Origin of the sequence: Aminobacter sp. MDW-2, assembly GCF_014250155.1 — a bacterium.
Lineage (GTDB): Bacteria > Pseudomonadota > Alphaproteobacteria > Rhizobiales > Rhizobiaceae > Aminobacter > Aminobacter ciceronei.
Window position 1 is genome coordinate 1,319,638 of the sequence record NZ_CP060197.1, and the last position, 17,390, is coordinate 1,337,027.

12 protein-coding genes and 3 pseudogenes are annotated in these 17,390 nt (G+C 56.6%); 10 read left to right on the plus strand and 5 right to left on the minus strand.

Translation table 11 applies throughout. The features are described from left to right. Nucleotides 1-174 precede the first annotated feature (174 nt). The 5 genes from H5P29_RS06415 to H5P29_RS06435 all read left to right on the plus strand — a co-directional run bounded on the left by H5P29_RS06415 (nucleotide 175) and on the right by H5P29_RS06435 (nucleotide 6,061). Nucleotides 175-1,110: a LysR family transcriptional regulator gene (locus H5P29_RS06415; RefSeq protein ID WP_154387365.1), complete on the plus strand. Its 936-nt coding sequence runs from the start codon at nucleotides 175-177 to the stop codon at nucleotides 1,108-1,110. A gap of 245 nt (nucleotides 1,111-1,355) precedes the next feature. After that, nucleotides 1,356-2,978 (plus strand): APC family permease, encoded by a 1,623-nt coding sequence (locus H5P29_RS06420; RefSeq protein ID WP_210252544.1) that lies wholly within the window; start codon nucleotides 1,356-1,358, stop codon nucleotides 2,976-2,978. A 365-nt stretch (nucleotides 2,979-3,343) separates the two neighbouring features. After that, the gene (locus H5P29_RS06425) at nucleotides 3,344-4,567 is read left to right on the plus strand and encodes an agmatinase family protein (protein WP_108606004.1); all 1,224 of its coding nucleotides are present in this window, start codon (nucleotides 3,344-3,346) and stop codon (nucleotides 4,565-4,567) included. Between the two features lie 68 nt (nucleotides 4,568-4,635). Continuing rightward, nucleotides 4,636-5,235, plus strand: a complete 600-nt coding sequence (locus H5P29_RS06430; RefSeq protein ID WP_154387363.1) for a HupE/UreJ family protein — start codon at nucleotides 4,636-4,638, stop codon at nucleotides 5,233-5,235. Between the two features lie 91 nt (nucleotides 5,236-5,326). Beyond that, nucleotides 5,327-6,061, plus strand: a complete 735-nt coding sequence (locus H5P29_RS06435) for a helix-turn-helix transcriptional regulator (RefSeq protein ID WP_182576234.1) — start codon at nucleotides 5,327-5,329, stop codon at nucleotides 6,059-6,061. Here H5P29_RS06435 and H5P29_RS06440 read toward each other — a convergent pair. The 3 genes and pseudogenes from H5P29_RS06440 to H5P29_RS32440 form a co-directional block, all read right to left on the minus strand. After that, entirely contained in the window at nucleotides 6,058-6,966 is a 909-nt protein-coding gene (locus tag H5P29_RS06440; RefSeq protein ID WP_154387362.1) for a LysR family transcriptional regulator, read from the minus strand. The two genes, H5P29_RS06435 and H5P29_RS06440, sit on opposite strands and share 4 nt — an antisense overlap. 513 nt (nucleotides 6,967-7,479) lie before the next feature. Then, nucleotides 7,480-8,019: pseudogene (locus H5P29_RS06445) on the minus strand (ISNCY family transposase); the annotation flags it as partial. A gap of 307 nt (nucleotides 8,020-8,326) precedes the next feature. Then, nucleotides 8,327-8,696, minus strand: a pseudogene (locus tag H5P29_RS32440) (transposase); the annotation flags it as partial. A 539-nt stretch (nucleotides 8,697-9,235) separates the two neighbouring features. Between H5P29_RS32440 and H5P29_RS06455 the strand changes: the two are divergent. The 5 genes from H5P29_RS06455 to H5P29_RS06475 all read left to right on the plus strand — a co-directional run bounded on the left by H5P29_RS06455 (nucleotide 9,236) and on the right by H5P29_RS06475 (nucleotide 15,144). Next, nucleotides 9,236-10,372: a spermidine/putrescine ABC transporter substrate-binding protein gene (locus H5P29_RS06455; RefSeq protein WP_154387361.1), complete on the plus strand. Its 1,137-nt coding sequence runs from the start codon at nucleotides 9,236-9,238 to the stop codon at nucleotides 10,370-10,372. A gap of 199 nt (nucleotides 10,373-10,571) precedes the next feature. After that, a complete protein-coding gene (locus tag H5P29_RS06460) occupies nucleotides 10,572-11,417 on the plus strand; it encodes an ABC transporter permease (protein WP_154387628.1) in 846 nt (281 codons plus the stop codon). Further along, complete coding sequence (locus tag H5P29_RS06465) at nucleotides 11,414-12,250, plus strand: ABC transporter permease (protein ID WP_154387629.1); 837 nt, start codon at nucleotides 11,414-11,416, stop codon at nucleotides 12,248-12,250. The genes H5P29_RS06460 and H5P29_RS06465 overlap by 4 nt, the downstream gene beginning before the upstream one ends. Next, a complete protein-coding gene (locus H5P29_RS06470) occupies nucleotides 12,247-13,341 on the plus strand; it encodes an ABC transporter ATP-binding protein (RefSeq protein ID WP_185910264.1) in 1,095 nt (364 codons plus the stop codon). Before H5P29_RS06465 ends, H5P29_RS06470 begins: the two co-directional genes overlap by 4 nt. Nucleotides 13,342-13,623: 282 nt before the next feature. Continuing rightward, nucleotides 13,624-15,144, plus strand: a complete 1,521-nt coding sequence (locus H5P29_RS06475) for an amidohydrolase family protein (protein ID WP_154387562.1) — start codon at nucleotides 13,624-13,626, stop codon at nucleotides 15,142-15,144. A gap of 86 nt (nucleotides 15,145-15,230) precedes the next feature. Here H5P29_RS06475 and H5P29_RS06480 read toward each other — a convergent pair whose 3' ends face one another. Both H5P29_RS06480 and H5P29_RS32445 read right to left on the minus strand, forming a co-directional pair. Next, nucleotides 15,231-16,259 (minus strand): IS630 family transposase, encoded by a 1,029-nt coding sequence (locus H5P29_RS06480; RefSeq protein WP_210328471.1) that lies wholly within the window; start codon nucleotides 16,257-16,259, stop codon nucleotides 15,231-15,233. After that, nucleotides 16,252-16,873, minus strand: a pseudogene (locus H5P29_RS32445) (IS630 family transposase); the annotation flags it as partial. The pseudogene H5P29_RS32445 and the gene H5P29_RS06480, both read right to left, overlap by 8 nt. Nucleotides 16,874-17,390 lie beyond the last annotated feature (517 nt).

Sequence of the window (17,390 nt, forward strand, 5' to 3'; positions counted from 1 at the left end):
GTTTATGGGTATGTGACCTAGAGGGCGATCGGAGTTGAGGGAAATTGCGTTCCCAATCATGCCGCTGGTGAGGTGAGTTATGATACGCTTCTTCGGGATTAATTGATTGGCTCGCAAAAAGCAGCGCGCAGCACGGCGCCTTGGAAGAATATCGCAGTCAGGAAGTGGTCGCAGATGCCAAATGACGATCTTAAACGCCGAATGCAGCAATTCAGCCAGCGGCTCGACTGGAACCTACTAAAGACATTCTATGACATAGTCGAGGCTAATGGCATCACCGCTGCTGCCAATGTTGGATGGCAGAAACAATCCACCATCAGCCTGGCTCTGAAACGTCTCGAAGCTGTCGTCGGCAGCAGGCTGTGCCAGCGGGGACGCGCAGGATTTGAACTCACTGATGAGGGGAGAATCTTGTATGATTGTGTAAAGCATATTCATGAAGGTATAGAGCAGTCCCAATATGCGATCGACAACTCGAGATGCAATATCTCTGGAAAACTTGATGTTGCTATCATTAGTAATTTTGCAAGCAGTGTAATGGACGGAATTTTTATAAAATACAACTCTGAATATCCTGACGTTTTAATAAAACTTGACGTATTGACCTGGGGCGATATAACAAAATGTGTGGTAAATAATGACTATGATATTGGCATATCACCAATATTGTATAGGCATAGCGATCTCAGATATGATTTCCTGGCGCGGGAGTATCATAGGATATACTGTGGAAGACAGCATCGTCTTTTTAATGAGTTGCCAGACCCGATTACTCTCAGTGATGAAGCGTTCATCCTGACTGGCTCCGATGAGCCAGATTCACTTACAAGTTTCCGTCTTAGACATCGCCTGGGACAAAAGGTAACGGCGAGAACTCCAAATCTTGAGGAAGCAAGGCGTCTGACCGTTGCAGGCGTTGGAGTGTGCATCCTTCCCGAGCAGTTTGTCGCTGCCGATGTTGACGATGGTCTGCTTTGGCCATTGTTGGGTCGGACCGAGGACCTATCGTGCGATATATACCTCATCAGCAACATTCATTCACAGAAGCGAGCCGCCAGAGATGCGTTCATTGAGAAGTTTGTAGAAGTTACGAGCGATATTATTCAATAGTTGTTTAATTCAACGATATGTCTCTTATCGAAGAGAATCTAGAAATATTCAAATATATTAGCATAAATTTTTAGTGCGACGGCACGAGCCGTCGGTCGGCGAACATTGGTGTCGTCAATGTACAAAATAGCTGCGCGGTAGGTTTCTCGGCGCCCTCCATGTGTTCTCAATAGGCAAAAAGCAGGGTCATCAATGACTCATAATGGAGGAGAACCCGCATGGAAGCCGGAACGCAGGAATTCTCAATGCCCGGAACGCCGGCGCTCATAGCCACACATGAAGCGCCATCATATTCCCTTCAGCGTACACTCGATTGGACGCACGCCTTCTGGTTCGCGGCGGGAACCCCCGTCCTCGTGCTCTTTTCCATCGGCGCTGTTGCCTCGGCTATGGGCAACATTTCTCCGCTGGTGTGGATTGTTTCTATGTTTATTGGCTTCATCCAATGCTTCACCTACGCGGAGATATCGGGCCTGTTTCCGAACAAGTCGGGCGGCGCGTCGGTCTATGGCGCCATGGCATGGGTGCGGTACGGCAAGATGCTTGGACCGATTTCGGTCTGGACCAATTGGTTCTCCTGGTCTCCTGTCTTGGCAGTCGGATCGGGCCTCGCGGCCGGCTATGTTTTGCAGATGCTGTTTCCGGCTGACGCCGCGATACGCACTTGGTCGATCACGCTGCTGGACCTGAGCTATATCAAATCGGGCCTTCACCTGCGCATCAACTCGACTTTCCTGCTTGGCATGCTTTTGATGCTGACGGTGTTTGCGATCCAGCATCGTGGTGTCCTGAACGCCGCAAAGGTGCAGATGGCGGTAGCCGTGGCAGTGCTGGTGCCGCTCTTCCTTATCGGCATTGTTCCGCTCTTCACAGGCGATGTGCATTCGAGCAATTTTTTGCCTTTTGTTCCCCTCACTCAGGATGCGTTGGGACAGCCTGCTGCCGGCACTTGGAACATGGTTGGCTATACAACGTTCGCAGCGGGCCTGCTGCTGGCTGCCTGGTCCACCTATCCGTTTGAAACGGCGGTGTGTTATGTCCGCGAGTTCAAGAATCCCGGATATGATACAGTGCGTGCGCTGGTCTATTCTGGATTGCTGTGCATCCTGTTCTACACTGTCGTGCCGATCGCGTTCCAAGGCTATCTCGGCCTGGACGGAATGCTCGACCCTGGCATCTATGACGGCACCGGCGTTGGTCGAGTGATGGCGCAGATGGTGGGGGCCGGCCCCGTGCTGGCCAATATCATCATGACGATGCTAATCCTGTCGGTTTGCTTGGTCATCATGACTGCAATGGCAGGGTCATCGCGCACACTCTATCAAGGTTCGCATGACGGCTGGCTGCCGAAATATCTGTCCAGGCTCAATAGCCATGGCGCACCCGTCGCCGCCATGTGGACCGATCTGATCTTCAATGCTTTCCTGCTCATGTTGTCGGACTATGTGTTCCTCATTGTGCTCGCCAACACTACCTACATGATCTTCGTGTTCCTCAACCTACAGGCCGGGTGGCTGCATCGGATAGATAGGCCAGAAGCCCCGAGGCCGTATCGCTGTCCCAACTGGCTGCTTTGGGTTGGCGGGATCTGTGGTTATATCAACCTGCTGATCATGGGATGGGGGGCTGACTTCTGGGGCGAACGAGCCTTGCTCGCTAGCCTTGCGATCACTGCCGGCATTATCCCGATCTTCCTGTTCCGTCATTACGTGACCGATCGCGGAAAATTTCCTGAGTGGATGCAAGCAGACCTGATGGAGGGCGACGTGCCGATGAAAAAACGCGCGGGGAATTTGCCCTATGTCGTTCTCGTCACTGGTGGTTTGACGATCTACATCGGGCATCTGCTCGCCACCTATCAAATGTAAGTGTTTCAATAGCAGCGCCATCGAAGCCGCTTGCTAGAGAAGCTGTCGACCCCGCCGGGACCTGCTCTCGGTGGGGTCGATGCTTTACGTCAGCTGTCCGGTGCCTAGGCATGTGGTTGCGGATTGACCTGATCAATGTTGCTCATTGAAAAGTAGGGTGTTGATCTAATAGTAGTCTGAAAATATCATCCTTGATGAGGTCTACTTATTGGATAATTTCTTGAGTAGACCTTCCGAGTTGCTACACAATAATTAGATGGTTTGGCAATTGGGTCTTGTGCAGTGAGTATCCGACATATCGAATAACTCGGGTGTGATTTCAACAAAGACCCGTTGGAACGATCTATCAAACCTAGGAATAAGCAATGGGAAATGGACCTCACGATCATCACCACAGCGGCGACCATAGCCACTCTCATGCCGAGGAAATAAGAAACTCGACGGATGGCAGGCAGGCACTTGATCGACTTTCGCGCATCTCTCAAAAGAAGCAGGAGGAGGAGACTGCCCGGTCGCTTGAGTTGGGTCTGGAGGCGGCATCGTCAGTGGTCGACCGCAGCATCTCGCTGTTCAGCCGCGGCCACCAGCCTGCCTTCGCCGGCATCAATACTTTCATGAAAGTCCCCTATTGCGAGGACATCCGCAAGATTGGTCAATACGAAGCCGCATTCGTCGGCGCGCCGTTCGATTCTGCGACCACTTATCGACCAGGCACCCGGTTTGGGCCCCAGGCCGTTCGGAGGATCTCCGCTCTCTATGACGGTTACTGGTTCGATGGCGGCGTTGACATCTACGAGGAGTTGGACCTCTGCGATGCCGGCGACATCTTTGTCATTCCTGGCAACATCGAAAAGACTTTCGATCAAGTCACCAAGGCCGTATCGCACATCTATACGTCTGGCGTCTTCCCGATCATCTGCGGAGGCGATCACAGCCTCGGCTTCCCCAATGTCCGCGGGATCGCTCCGCACATCGACGGCAATGTCGGCATCATTCACATCGACCGGCATATCGATATCCAGGAGAAGGATATGGATGAGCGGATGCACACCACGCCCTGGTTCTGGACTACACATGAGGGGCGCGAGATATCACACCGCGATCATAGCCACATGCATGATGTTGGCTTGCCAAATTGTCATCCCAAGAACCTGGTCCAGCTCGGCATCGGGGGATGGTACGGGAACCGTCCAGGCAGCGCGGTCGCCCAGAGGCGTGGCACCAGTGTCATGACGATGTTCGACCTGGAGAAGCACGGAGCCAAAAAGGTGGCCGAAATGGCCCTTGAGATGGCTTGGGAAGGGTGTAAGGCGGTATATCTCTCCTTCGATATCGACTCGATTGACCCAGGCTTTGCGCCCGGAACAGGCTCGCCGGAGCCGGGTGGTTTGATGCCTCGCGAAGCCTTCGAGATAATTCGGACGATCGCGGCCGAGGGACTGTGCGGGATGGAGGTGGTTGAAGTTTCGCCGCCCTATGACGTCAATGATAATACAGCCCAACTTGCCTGCAGAGTTGTTCTCGACACTTTGGGCACGCTGATCGCGAACGGCAAACTTGGCCATCGCGACAAGGCGCGGGTCGGCTGAGCATGGCGTCGCTTGCAGCCTTTTTCTCAAGACCACATCGATAATTCGAACGGAAGTGCAGGTGGTTCATGTCTAAATTCAGCATTCGCACGCTGCTGACTGCAGCAGTCGTTACTTTCCCCACTTTGGCGATGGCTCACCCAGGACACGGTGACGTTCATGGCTTTTCCGGCGGTTTTGCCCATCCACTGGCTGGTCTCGACCACGTATTGGCGATGACGTTGGTTGGAGTCCTTGCGGCACAGCTCGGCGGTCGGGCGCTCTGGCTCGTTCCCGCCAGCTTTGTTGGCGTCATGGCCCTCGGCGGCTGGGCCGGTTTTGCCGGCGCAGGCCTGCCCTTCGTCGAACTGGGAATCGCAGCCTCAATTGTCGTGCTTGGAGCGATAGTCGCCTTTGGTCTCAGTGTACCGGTTGCTGCAGCAATGGGGTTGGTTGGCTTCTTCGCAATTTTCCATGGCTATGCCCATGGTGCGGAGATGCCAGAAAGCGCCGGAGGTCTGACCTATGCCGCTGGTTTCATGGCCGCCACAGCATTGCTGCACACGCTGGGCCTTGTTGGCGGCCTTCTGCTCGACCGCGCCACCAAAATGAGAGGCGCATCCATTGTTAGATGTGTAGGCGGCGTCGGTGCGCTCGCTGGGGTGGCCATTCTCTCCGGCATCCTCTGACCCCAACTAAGAGGCGTCCCATTGGGGCGCCTCTTGACCGCAAACACCGTCTTTTCGTTTGCCAAACTGGCGCTTTGCGAAGGAGTCTTGGATGACTGGCCTATCCGGTTCCGTGGAGCAGTCGGCCGACATGTTACCCGAGCAGCTCTCATTTGAGCATACGAACGCCTTCGTCGACCGCCATGACGCTGGCAAAAATCATATCGATGAAGGCGAGCGCCTGCAGGCTGCTATTGGTCGTGAGATCCGCTCGATCCGTATCCGTTACGGCCTGAGTGCCACCGAATTGGCGTCAGCAGCAGGCATATCGATCGGCATGCTTTCAAAAGTGGAGCATGGCAGTATTTCGCCTTCGCTCGATACGCTGCAGGCACTGTCGTCCGCGCTTGGAGTGTCGCCGACGGCCTTGTTTCGACGCTACGAAGAAAACTACAATGCTGTCTTCGTCAAGGCCGGCCAAGGGCTGAATGTCGAACGGCGTGGCACCCGAGCTGGCCACCACTATGATCTGCTTGGTTCTGGCTCCAACACAGCCGGTGTGGTGGTCGAACCCTATCTGGTAAGCCTCTCGCAGCCTTTGGATGAACTGCCTGTGTTCCATCATGACGGTCTGGAACTGCTCTACATGCTCGAAGGCGAGATACTCTATCGGCACGACAGCAACCTCTACCGGATGAAACCGGGGGATAGTCTGTTCTTCGACGCCAGTGCACCGCACGGCCCGTGCGAGTTGATAAAAATGCCAATTCGACTTCTCTCGGTGATTTCCTACCGCGCCGCCTGGCAGGCGACTGACGGACGGCGATCAAAATGTCGACGCCGTTAACTGAGGCAGGCGATAAAATCCTCACGGAGCCTGTCGCGTCGTGCAAGCTCCGGGAAACTCGGCTTGTCAATGACATAAACGCCGACGGATGGAGCCATTTGACGTGGAAGCAAAGGCCACAATCTTCGATTTGCTTCATCCGCCGACGCATAGCTCTCGGGCAAGAAGCAAAGCCCTATTCCGAGAAGTGCAAACCGCCTTGCCTCCTCGAGATGTTCGCTGACGGCAGATATTTTTTGGCCGAGCCCGTATTGCAACCGAAACGCGCGCAATTCATCGGGCTCATCGCTGCCAGTAAGTATGAAACGCTCATCCGCGAGAGCCAGCGGGTCGTCGAACTTTTCACCGAACAGCCGATGATGAATTCCGCAATACGGCCGGTGAAGCTCATTCGAAAGAAAACGGTATCTGAGTTCCGGACGCATGATTCTGGAAGGAGCCACCCCGATGTCGATCTCACTGCGCATGACGGAGCCCGCTACGTGAGCCGAGGCCATCGTCGAGACAACAAGCTCCACGTTCGGAAACCTGGTGTGAAAGAGGGCTATCGCCATGTCCAAGGTTCCACTGACGAAGTTGCTAATCAGCCCAATCGACAGATTCCCATGGATTTCGCTCGACGCTTCACTGGCAAGGCTTGGAATTTCGCGAACCGCACGCATCATTGGAGCGCAGAGTTCAGCCAATAATATCCCTTCAGCCGTCAGCTCGAAACCTGCCGAACCACGCCTGCAAAGGACAGTCCCGATCCGCCCTTCGAGACGCTGGAGTGCGAGGCTTATGGCGGATTGCTTCAGAAGAATACGGTCCGTTGCCTTTGTTACTCCACCGGCCTGCACGATCTCGTGGAATATCTTCAGCAAATTCCAATCGAGGTCACGGGCGAAATCATCGATTGACGTCATGAAGACTTTGGCTCCGGCGACATGCAATCCGGCATTGCATAGCCGCGATGGTCGTGCGGCCAAATATATCACTCTTATTCGTAACGCCAAGCCTGCATCGGGCAAGACCAAAAATCTGGCCGAGACAAGGCAAAAAAAGGAGAAAAGACGGATGAACTCGAGAGATGTCTACCGGCATATGCGGCGGATAAGAAGCATCTTGTACTGGGTCTTTGCGGTGAGGGCACGTCGACTTTAGGCCCAAGATCAGGATTGCCCAGTCGATCGAGCTTTCCGTTCGGGACAACTGCTGCTGACCAGCTGGAAGCTACGTGACATGGAGCCCCCCCCCGACGATCCCGAAGCGCGCGTCCTGGTGAATATCGCGCAGTCGTCAGATACTGCGAAATGACCAAAGCCTCCTTGCTAGCCGCGGCAGCATTGGCGGAACAGGCGCTGCAGGTGAACCCTCACAATTCGAGCCATGCGAACAGTTAGCATGTCGTTCGGCGGCCTGCCGAATTGGCCGTTGCGTCAGAGGCGGGTGAAGAGGGCGAGATTGTAGGACGGAGGACTAGACATAGGTTTTGAAGTGGTCGAGCCCGCGCCACGTGCAGCGCACCAAGCCATGGGCGCGCTTCAGTCATGAGATGTTGGCCTCGATGCCGGCGCGGAAGTTCCGCAGCTTGCGATAGACCCATTGGCTCTTGACCATGTCTTCGATCCTGAGTCCCACCTTCTTGTAGATAGCCATGTCGCGCACGCCCCAGGCCTTGGCCTAGCTCAGATTGCCGCGACTAGCAAAGCCGCCGTCGGCCGCCGCCTGATGCGGTGCCTGACCATAGAAGGCGACGTGGCGCTCCAGCATCGGCAGTAATCGCCCGCTGTCGGCCGGGTTGCTCGCTCCGACCACCAGATCGAGGATCATGCCGCTCCTGCCGGTGGCAGGTTGAGCTTGTGGCCGTAGTCGACGTCGCGGGTGCCTTTGACGATGATATCGGCGTGAGGCTCGAACAGGCTGACCAACTTCTCGCCGGCCGGCACGTGCCGCTCGCTCTGGGGGATGATCTGCTCGAAGCGCACAGCCGTGGCCGTTCAGTCGGCGTGATGATGCCAGGGCAGGGGTTGGCCGAGATCGCGGTACGGCTAGGGGTCGGCGATACGCTCAAGCGTTCTGTGAGCCAGGCGAAGGATCGATGTCGTTCATCTTGGCGGTTTATGCCGACCGCCGAACTGTGCCGAGCGCCTTTTTCGATGATGTCGGTATGCGCCGCTTGCCCCGCGATATTGACCAGGGGCCGGTCGTTGACACTAGGCATCGTTCTTACCCTCAGAGGGCGTTCAGGGTAAGCGCCAAGGCTAGCATCGCATCGAAGCGTTAGAACAAGGCTTGGATCGCGTCGGCCTTCGTCAGTCTTTCGCGAAACGCCAGATCGTGCGCGCGTCGGGAACCCTGTCCGAAAGCCCTAGGCTCAGGAACCGCACGAACGACAGCCGGTCGTTGATCAGGAACTCGGTGCGCTCGTCCGTCAGATTGTTCGCCGTCTGGCTCACCAACGCCTTCAGCATCATCACAGGATCGTACGGCGGTCGGCCACCGTGCCGCCCGCGCGTACAGGTAAGCGCCTTTTCCAGAACAGGTCGGAACGCCTCGAAGTCCACATCCGCCGATAGGCTTCGAGCTGATCGCCCAGATCGCTCAGCCGCTGAAGACGGTCATCGATGCCGAAGAATCCAGGCGTATTCCCCATCGGCCCCCCATCCGCTGCGAACGGACCGAGGGAATCACAACACGCCTGATTTGGCGAGGTTAGGAGCGTCCAGCTTATGGGCGTCGCGATCGCAAAAAGGGAAAAAAACAGCAGGCTATCTCGCGGTGGCACGTATAAGCGATCGTGCTTCACCGCAAGTGGCGGGATGGGCCACAACGGCATAAACCGGTACGCTCCTTAGACGCTTCTGGTTCAGGCCGCCATATTCCTGATGCCACCGGTAATGCAGCTTTCGTCACCTGGAACGCTTCGGATAGGGGCATCCATGGACGTGCCCATCGGCTCCGAAAGTCGGCTGCAGTGCATTAACAAGAACAATGCGAAAGATGTGATATTCGGGGGTTTATGCCTGTGCCAATCTCTGGATGATAAGTGGCCCAAAGGGGCGAGATTAGGCCTAGATGTTCACCTGACCGCTTCTTATCAGGGCCGGTTTCAAGGGCGATGAATCCGCGTCACCGTCTGCTGTCGGGCTAGTTGTTGACCGAACAATATAAAATCGCAAAAAGGGGAATACGATGAACGTGCATAAGGGTTTGCAAAAGGGCCACAACCGTCGCGATATTCTGAAGGGTGCCAGTGTGTTGGGCGGAGGCGTTCTTGCAATGCCATTCCTCAATCGTCTGGCGTTTGCGCAACCGGTCGAACTAAACATACTTGCCTGGAGCGGCCACGCTGAACCTGATGTCGTCGCTGAGTTCGAGGCGGAAAACAACGTCAAGTTCAAGCCGAAATACTATACCGGTGGCGACAACATGCTTGGGTTGATCTCCCAGTCGCCTCCAGGAACCTTCGACGTCATCCTTTCCGATGCCGAGTATGTGCAGCAGCTCAACGCTGCGGGTTACATTGAGAAACTCGACCCGGTAGACTATCCGTTTGACGACTTTTTCCCCGAATTCCAACATTTTCCCGGGCACTGGCAAGGTAACGATCTTTATTCGGTTATCACGCGCTTTGGCTTCCTCGGCGTTGCCTACAACACCGATGCGATCACCGAGAAGGAGGCTTCGACCTACAACGTCTATTGGGCCGAAAAGCTGAAGGGCAAGGTCGGCCATTTCGACTGGCATCATCCGAACCTTGGCCAGATCAGCCTGCTCAACGGCAATGCCGCGCCATACGACATCGACGAAGCGGCCTGGGGCAAGCTGCAGGAGAAGATGAAGACGCTGCGCCCGCAGATCGGTGGCTTCTTCGATTTTGGCGGGACGTTTTCGTCGCTGCAGAACGGCCAGGTGCTGGCGATGGCCGGTATCGGCGACTGGATCACTGGTGTTCTAGCAAAGAATGGTGCGAAGGTACGCACCGTGATTCCGGAGGAGGGCGGCCTGCAGTGGACTGAGTCCTTCTGTATCGGCAAGGGCTCGACAAAGGCCGACCTCGCGAAGAAGTGGATCCAGTACATCACCTCGGCCAAGGGGCAGGTGAAGTCGGTCAATATGGCGGCCTATCCCGCGATGGTTCCGAACAAGAAAGGTTGGGAATTGCTAGCGGAGGATTTTCCGGCGGAAGCCAAACGCCAGGGCATGTTGCTCAATGAGAGCAATATCATGGACCTGATCCGTAACGGGCGCATCAAATTCCGGCAATTGCCGGTGCAGCAGAGCCTTGAGGACTGGAACGACTTTTGGTCCGAATACAAGGGCTCCTAGTGCTTTCCATCTGAACTAGCGATATGCGCCTTTGGAAATCCAGCTCCGTCCGTTGTTGTCGTTCGATGGATGGATTGCGCGCTAGGCTCGACTGAAAAGCTAATGTTCGTTGGGCGGGCCGCTGCGCTCGCCCATTCATTCCGGCAATCCTGCAGGGCGGTTGGCCGTGCAGTCGTGTCTTCAGGTTGGAATCGCCGCGATGCGGAAATCAATCACACTTTACGGACTGACATTCTCTCTGCCGATGCTGATCTGGCAGGCGCTGTTCTTCCTCGCGCCGCTGTTGTTCCTGATCGCCCTCAGCTTCTGGACGGTCAAGAATTTCCGCATGGAACCGGATTTCGACACCGTCAACTGGGTCAGAATGCTCGGTCGCGGTGTCTTCTGGGACGCCTATCTGCGCACCTTCGCCCTTGCCACCGCCGCTGCCGTAATCACCAGCGCGCTGGCTTTCCCCTGCGCCTACGCCATCGCATTCAAGCTCACCGAAACCGCGCGCCGCTGGGCCATCTTCCTGATGGTCATCCCCTTCTTCACCAGCTATCTGGTGCGCGTCTATTCCTGGCAGATATTCCTCTCCGACAACGGCATCATCAACGCACTGTTCGCTAAGGTCGGGCTCGGACCGTTCGGCATGCTTAACTCGGTGTTCGGCACGATGGTCGGCTATCTGACGTTGAGCTTTCCGCTTGTCGTTTTGCTGCAGCTGTTCAGTCTGATCTTCGTCGACAAAAACCTGATCGAGGCCGCGCACAACCTGCGCTGCGGCCGGTTGCGCACGGTCTTCGCGGTGATCGTGCCGGCCGCCAAGGTCGGCCTGGTGATCGCGGCGCTGTTTTGCTTCATCCTGACCTTCGGTGATTTCGTCAGTCCGCTCTATCTCGGCGGAGGCGACCCGCCGACACTGTCTATCCTGATCACCGACACCACCAAGTCGGGCCAGCAATGGCCGCGCGCGGCGGTGATCGCGCTGACCATGATCGCAACGCTGCTCGCGGTCGCGTTCGCCGCGGTGGGCTACGCCTACAAGGAGCGCGGACGATGAACGACTTCAATCGCAACTGGCTGATCGACTGGGCGCTGAAACTCTACATCCTGCTGGCCTTCGCCTTTATCTTCGCGCCAATCGCCGCGAGCTTCGTCTTCTCGTTCAATGTCGACCGGTTCCCCTCGCTTCCGCTCGGCGGCTTCTCGACGATCTGGTACGAGACGGTCGCCGCCGACCCGCTGGTCTGGGAAGGCCTGCGCAACACGATGGTCGCCGGTGTGATCGTATCGGTGCTGGCGACAGTGATCGGCTTTGGTGCTGCTTATACCGACTTCCGCTACAAGTTCTTCGGCAAGACCCTCTATGTCGCGCTGGCCCTTCTGCCACCCACGATCCCAGTCGTCATCCTCGGCCTGGCGATGCTCGCCTTCTTGTCCAACATCAACCTCTCGGGCGCCATCCATTCTGTCATCATCGCCCATGTGGTCTTGTGCGCGCCCTTCGCCATGGCGATTGTTCGGTTGCGCCTGTCACAGATGGACCCTTCACTCGAAGCCGCGGCTTGGAATCTCGGTGCGAGTGAATGGAAGGCGATGCGTCATGTCATCATCCCGTTCTGCAAGCCGGCAATCTTCGCGGCCCTGTTCCTGACTATGGCAGTCTCGTTCGATGAATTTGCAGTGGCCTGGTTCGTCTCTGGACTGAATGAAACCTTGCCAGTCAAGGTGCTGGGCTTCCTGCAAGGTCAGGTCAGCCCGCGTATCAACGTCATCGGCACCTTCGTCTTCATCGTTTCGATGACGTTGGTGGTGCTCGCCCAGATCCTTCTCATGAAACGAAGCGGTCCGCCCAAAGCGTCCGCGGAAATAGCCGGAGTACCGCTATCATGACCGACAAGGCTCTCGTCGTCTTCGACGGCGTCGTCAAACGCTTCGGCAGTTTCGTCGCTGTCGAAAAGATGAACTTCGAAATCCGCAAGGGCGAGTTCCTTGCCATCATGGGTTCCAGTGGCTGCGGCAAGACGACGACGCTGCGCATGCTGGCTGGACTGGACGCCCCGACTGAAGGCGAGATCCGCCTTGGCGGCAAGCGCATCAACGACCTGCCGACCTGGCAGCGCGACACGCCGATGGTGTGGCAGAGCCTGGCGCTGTTTCCGTTCCTTACCGTGCGCGAAAATGTCGAGTTCTCCCTGCGCATGCGTGGGGTGGAAAAGGCCGAGCGGCGCAAACGCGTCGACAAATGGCTGGAGCGCATGCAGATCACCGAGTTCGCCGATCGCAACGTTGCCCATCTGTCCGGCGGCCAGCGCCAACGCGTGGCCCTGGCGCGCTCGTTGGTGACGGAACCGGACATCCTCCTTCTCGACGAGCCGCTATCGGCGCTGGACGCTCATCTCAAAGTGCGGATGCAGACGGTGCTTTCGAACCTTCAGCGCGAACTCGGCATCACCTTCGTCTATGTCACGCACAGCCAGTCTGAGGCATTCTCCATGGCTGACCGCGTCGTCATCATGAGCCGTGGACGGATCGAGCAGATCGGCAATCCGCAGGAGATTTACCGCGCGCCGCGAACCAAGTTCGTCGCTGAATTCCTTGGCTCGTCGAACAGTTTTGCCGGCAAGGTCTCGAACGTGAACGGCAAGGCGTTGAAGATCGCGACGCCGGTGGGCGAGTTCGATGTCGCCCCGAACCCAGCCAAAGCCCTCTCCAAGGGCGACAAGGCGACCTTTGTGGTGTCGGGCGACCGGATACAGTTGAGCAACCAGCCCCCGGCTGACGGCTACGACGGGTTGCAGGCGCAGGTGGTCGGCGAGGAGTTTGTTGGCGCAACCGCCGTCATCCATCTGGAGGGCGCCGACCGTATCGAGATCAAGGCGCAGAAGAGCCACGACGAGCTCGAACATATCAACCTTGAGCCTGGCGCCAAACTCTGGGTGTCGTGGCGTCCGGAAGCGACGCACATTTTGCCCGGAGAATAACGGTTATACATTGGTAATTTATCAGCGTGTTATTATCTAATGCTAAGAAGCCAAGAAGCAAAAATGTCAAATAATCTGCATAATAAATCTTAATTATCATAATTATTTTAGTATGAATGTGATTGCAAGCTTAAGTATGGATGCATTGCAGGTGTATTGCGATAATTCTCTAGCAGCGTAGATTAAATATAGCGCGGAAAGACGCACCCATCTAGTCGGTAAATTGCTTTTTGTCTTCCGCCGACGAGTTCACGCTCTTGAAACGCGAACGCGAGGATTAAGATGACCATACATATATCCGAAGCCAACATAATTGCGGTCGACGCAGCGCACGGTACCCGTCCGTTCAAGGGTGACATTCTCATCGAGGGTTCCCGCATCGCACATGTCGGAGAGCCGCTTGTGACGCCGGATGGCGCTCGTAGAATCGACGGTCGGAATCGACTTGTCATTCCGGGCCTCGTCAACGCCCACGTCCATTCTTGGGAGGCAATGTTCAAGGGCCGGTATGACAACATGCCACTCGAGATCTGGATGCTCTATTCCTACCCGCTCGTGGGAACCAAGGCACTCGATCCACGGCTGATTTACCTGCGTTCAATGATCGTGGCGATGGAATCGCTCAAGAACGGCGTAACCTGCCTCGTCGATGATATTATCGAACTCCCAGTGCAGGGTATGGACGCCATCGATGCGGTGTTCGATGCCTACCACGATATCGGTATACGCGCCAACGTATCGGGCCACGTAATCAATCGACCGTTCGTCGACACGATACCCTTCACGCGCGAATATCTGCCGCGCGACCTGATCGCAGATGTCTCCAGAATCAAGGTCCCGACTGTGAAGAACTATCTCGACTTCGCGGGGGAAGTAGTGAAGAAGCATCAAGATCGCTCCGACCGTTTACGCTATCTGGTTGCGCCCTCGGGGCCACAGCGTTGCACAGAAGAGATGCTGAAGGCAGTGCATGATTTCGCGCGTGAGATCAAGAGCGCCTATCATATCCACGTTTTGGAGACTAAGGTACAGGCGGTAGCAGGCAGGGAATTCTACGGTCGGACCCTCGTGCAGTATCTTGACGACCTCGGTGTGCTGACGAATATTTCGACGCTTGCTCACTCGATCTGGGTGACTGATCGCGATATTGCCTGCATGGCCGAGCGTGGGTCGTCGGTCGCGCACAATCCAATTTCGAATCAGAAGCTTGGCGCCGGTATTGCACCATTCCGGAAATTGCTCGACGCGGGCGTAAATGTAGCGCTGGGCTCAGACGGGATTTCGAGCAACGATACGAGCCGCATGCTCGATGTTATGCAGGTCGCGGGACTGCTACACAAGGTTACCACCCCAGAATATGGTCTGTGGCCCACGGCTTCAGAAATCATCTATGCCGCTACCATGGGGGGCGCGCGGAGCGTTCAACTTCAAAATGAAATTGGCTCGATAGAAACCGGAAAGCGCGCCGACCTCGTGTTATTTGACCTCGAGACGATCAACTTTACTCCGCAGAATGATCTCTTGAACCACCTCGTTTATTGTGAGAACGGTTCGTCCGTGGAGAAGGTCTTTGTGAATGGCGAAATAGTCGTTGACGACGGTGAACTAACCAAGGTTAACGAAGGCGCACTGGTGCGCGAACTGCGTGAGCGATACGATGCCTTCAGCGAACATCACAAGGGTGTCGAAGAGCTCAACCGGCGCTTCGAGCCATACTTCAAGAAGATACATAAACACTGCTGCGGCGAGAATATTGAGCTAAACCGCTACAGCGCACCTCCTAACGAATGGTTGCTTTCCTGATGTGATCCCTAAGTGAGAAGATGCGCAGGGGAGCTGAGTCGCTGACGCGGCATTTGGTGCGCGGCCGAGAATCTAGTCACCTGAATCTAAAGTTCGCCGCATAGGGTTTTCTGTGTTCGCTGGCAGAACCTCTTGACGGAGGCGAGGATTTCGTCTGCGGATTTGACCCATTTGTAGGGTTTGGGTTTTTCGTTGTGGGCCTCGATGAAGCGGTTAATGTCGGCCTCCAGTTCCGTCGTGGATCTGTGCACCCCGCGTTGCAACTGCTTCCGGGTGAGTTCGGCGAACCAGCGCTCGATTTGATTGATCCAACTGGCCGAGGTTGGCGTGACGTGGACATGCCAATGCGGGCGCCGCGCTAGCCACGCCTTGATCTTCGGCGTCTTGTGGGTGGCATAGTTGTCCATGACGATGTGCACGTCCAGGCCTGCCGACACGCGCCGGTCGATCTCTTTGAGGAAATCCAGAAACTCGGTCGCGCGATGGCGCTTGTAGCATTTGCCGATGACCGCTCCTGTGGCGACGTCGAGCGCGGCGAAGAGCGACGTCGTGCCGTGGCGAATATAGGTGTGGGTTCTCGGCTCGGCGACACCCGGCACCATCGGCAGCACCGGTTGTTCCCTGTCCAGCGCCTGGATTTGCGATTTCTCATCTACACACAAGACGATAGCCCGGTTTGGCGGGGCCATGTACAACCCAACGATATCCTGCACCTTGTCTACAAACAGCGGATCGGTGGACAGCTTGAACGTCTCGCTCCGGTGCGGTTGCAGGCCGAACGCATTCCAGATCCGGCGGATGGTAGTGTGCGAAAGCCCCGTCTCGGCGGCCATGCCGCGGATCGACCAGTGGGTCGCATCCTTGGGCGTGTTGTTCAGCGTGCGCTCGATCACCTCGGCCACTTGTGCGTCCATCACCGTGCGCGGACGGCCGGGGCGGTATTCATCTGTGAGCCCCTCGATCCGGTCTTTCACAAAACGCCGGCGCCACTTCCCCACCGTGTGTTCATGCACGCCGAGCCGCTCAGCGACTTCCTTGCTTTGAAGACCCTCTGCACAGAGCAGGATCATCCGGCAACGGTCCGAGAGCGACCGCGCCGCCTTGTCCGGAAACACCGCTTACCTTGTAGTCGTGGGTCATGGTTGCGAGCCTCCCATTCTTCATAGGCAGGCCGAACTGGGTGCGGTCGAGCGCCTGTATCTGGCTCCTCTCGTCGGCGGACGGCACGATGGCGTGAGCCGGCGGTCGACATAGACGTCGACGACTTCGCGCAGCTAATCGACGAACTTCGGATCGTTGAACAGCTCGAACACTGCCGCCAGCGGTGTGGCTGCAGCTCATGCGCCATCCAAATGTGCCGGAACGCGCTGGCGCTGATGCCAGCGGCTTTGGCCATGGCGTCCGCCGTCCAATGCCTCGTCTCGCGTGGCATATCGGCGAGCGTCAGCGCCACCACCCGCTCTTGCATGTCCGGCCCGAGCGGCGGAATGCGGGACGGCCGCATCCTGTCGCGCAGCAACCCTCCCGGCCTTTCGCGGCGAAGCGCTCCTGCCAGGGCCACACGCAAGTCTTGGACTTGCCGGTGCCGCCGCATGATATTGACCATGCCGACACCAGCGGCGCTCAACAGCACGATCTCGACACGCTAGCTAGGCAGGCTTTTGTGGCGCATTGCCATCCCTTATGGGCGCCCTCAGACGGGCACGATCGGCGAAACGGTGAAGGATATTCCTGTGCCATGCCCAAGACTCGCATGCGCAAAAGCGAATCCAGAGCCGGACTCTTATGTTAGGAAAGAACCGATAGTTGCCTATTTTTATGTGACGCGGACAGGGGTGAGCTTTTAGCGATCTTGCCACTTAACGGCGCCCGCCGCGGTCAAGCGGAAATTTCCCGAGGTCCGCTTCCTCTAATGGGTCGCCTCAGTCAAGTCGCCATTCGGCAGACCACAGCAGGTACACTAGGCTATCTCGGAAGCTATACCGATTGCGACGCCACTGCCATTTCCCATTTGATCAGGACCATCAACGGCAATGTCTAATGGCGCAATTGTCGCGCTCGAGTTCCTAAGGCGCTTTCCTACTGCCGGCTGGCTTTCCACCGCATCCGCCATTTCAGGTTCTTCGCCAACGGCCATTGCGCCGAAAAGAGAAGGCTTTGTCGCAATCGAGTGGCGGACCCGCTGCAGGAGGCGCTGCAACGGGCGTCTATATTGTGTCGTCACCCTCCGGCACGGATCCGTTTCA

What these genes read in the sequence shown, in the direction of transcription:
- H5P29_RS06415 (WP_154387365.1), top strand. Translation starts at nt 175, where the DNA reads ATGCCAAATGACGATCTTAAACGCCGAATGCAGCAATTCAGCCAGCGG.
- H5P29_RS06420 (WP_210252544.1), top strand. Translation starts at nt 1,356, where the DNA reads ATGCCCGGAACGCCGGCGCTCATAGCCACACATGAAGCGCCATCATAT.
- H5P29_RS06425 (WP_108606004.1), top strand. Translation starts at nt 3,344, where the DNA reads ATGGGAAATGGACCTCACGATCATCACCACAGCGGCGACCATAGCCAC.
- H5P29_RS06430 (WP_154387363.1), top strand. Translation starts at nt 4,636, where the DNA reads ATGTCTAAATTCAGCATTCGCACGCTGCTGACTGCAGCAGTCGTTACT.
- H5P29_RS06435 (WP_182576234.1), top strand. Translation starts at nt 5,327, where the DNA reads ATGACTGGCCTATCCGGTTCCGTGGAGCAGTCGGCCGACATGTTACCC.
- H5P29_RS06440 (WP_154387362.1), bottom strand. Translation starts at nt 6,966, where the DNA reads ATGACGTCAATCGATGATTTCGCCCGTGACCTCGATTGGAATTTGCTG.
- H5P29_RS06455 (WP_154387361.1), top strand. Translation starts at nt 9,236, where the DNA reads ATGAACGTGCATAAGGGTTTGCAAAAGGGCCACAACCGTCGCGATATT.
- H5P29_RS06460 (WP_154387628.1), top strand. Translation starts at nt 10,572, where the DNA reads ATGCGGAAATCAATCACACTTTACGGACTGACATTCTCTCTGCCGATG.
- H5P29_RS06465 (WP_154387629.1), top strand. Translation starts at nt 11,414, where the DNA reads ATGAACGACTTCAATCGCAACTGGCTGATCGACTGGGCGCTGAAACTC.
- H5P29_RS06470 (WP_185910264.1), top strand. Translation starts at nt 12,247, where the DNA reads ATGACCGACAAGGCTCTCGTCGTCTTCGACGGCGTCGTCAAACGCTTC.
- H5P29_RS06475 (WP_154387562.1), top strand. Translation starts at nt 13,624, where the DNA reads ATGACCATACATATATCCGAAGCCAACATAATTGCGGTCGACGCAGCG.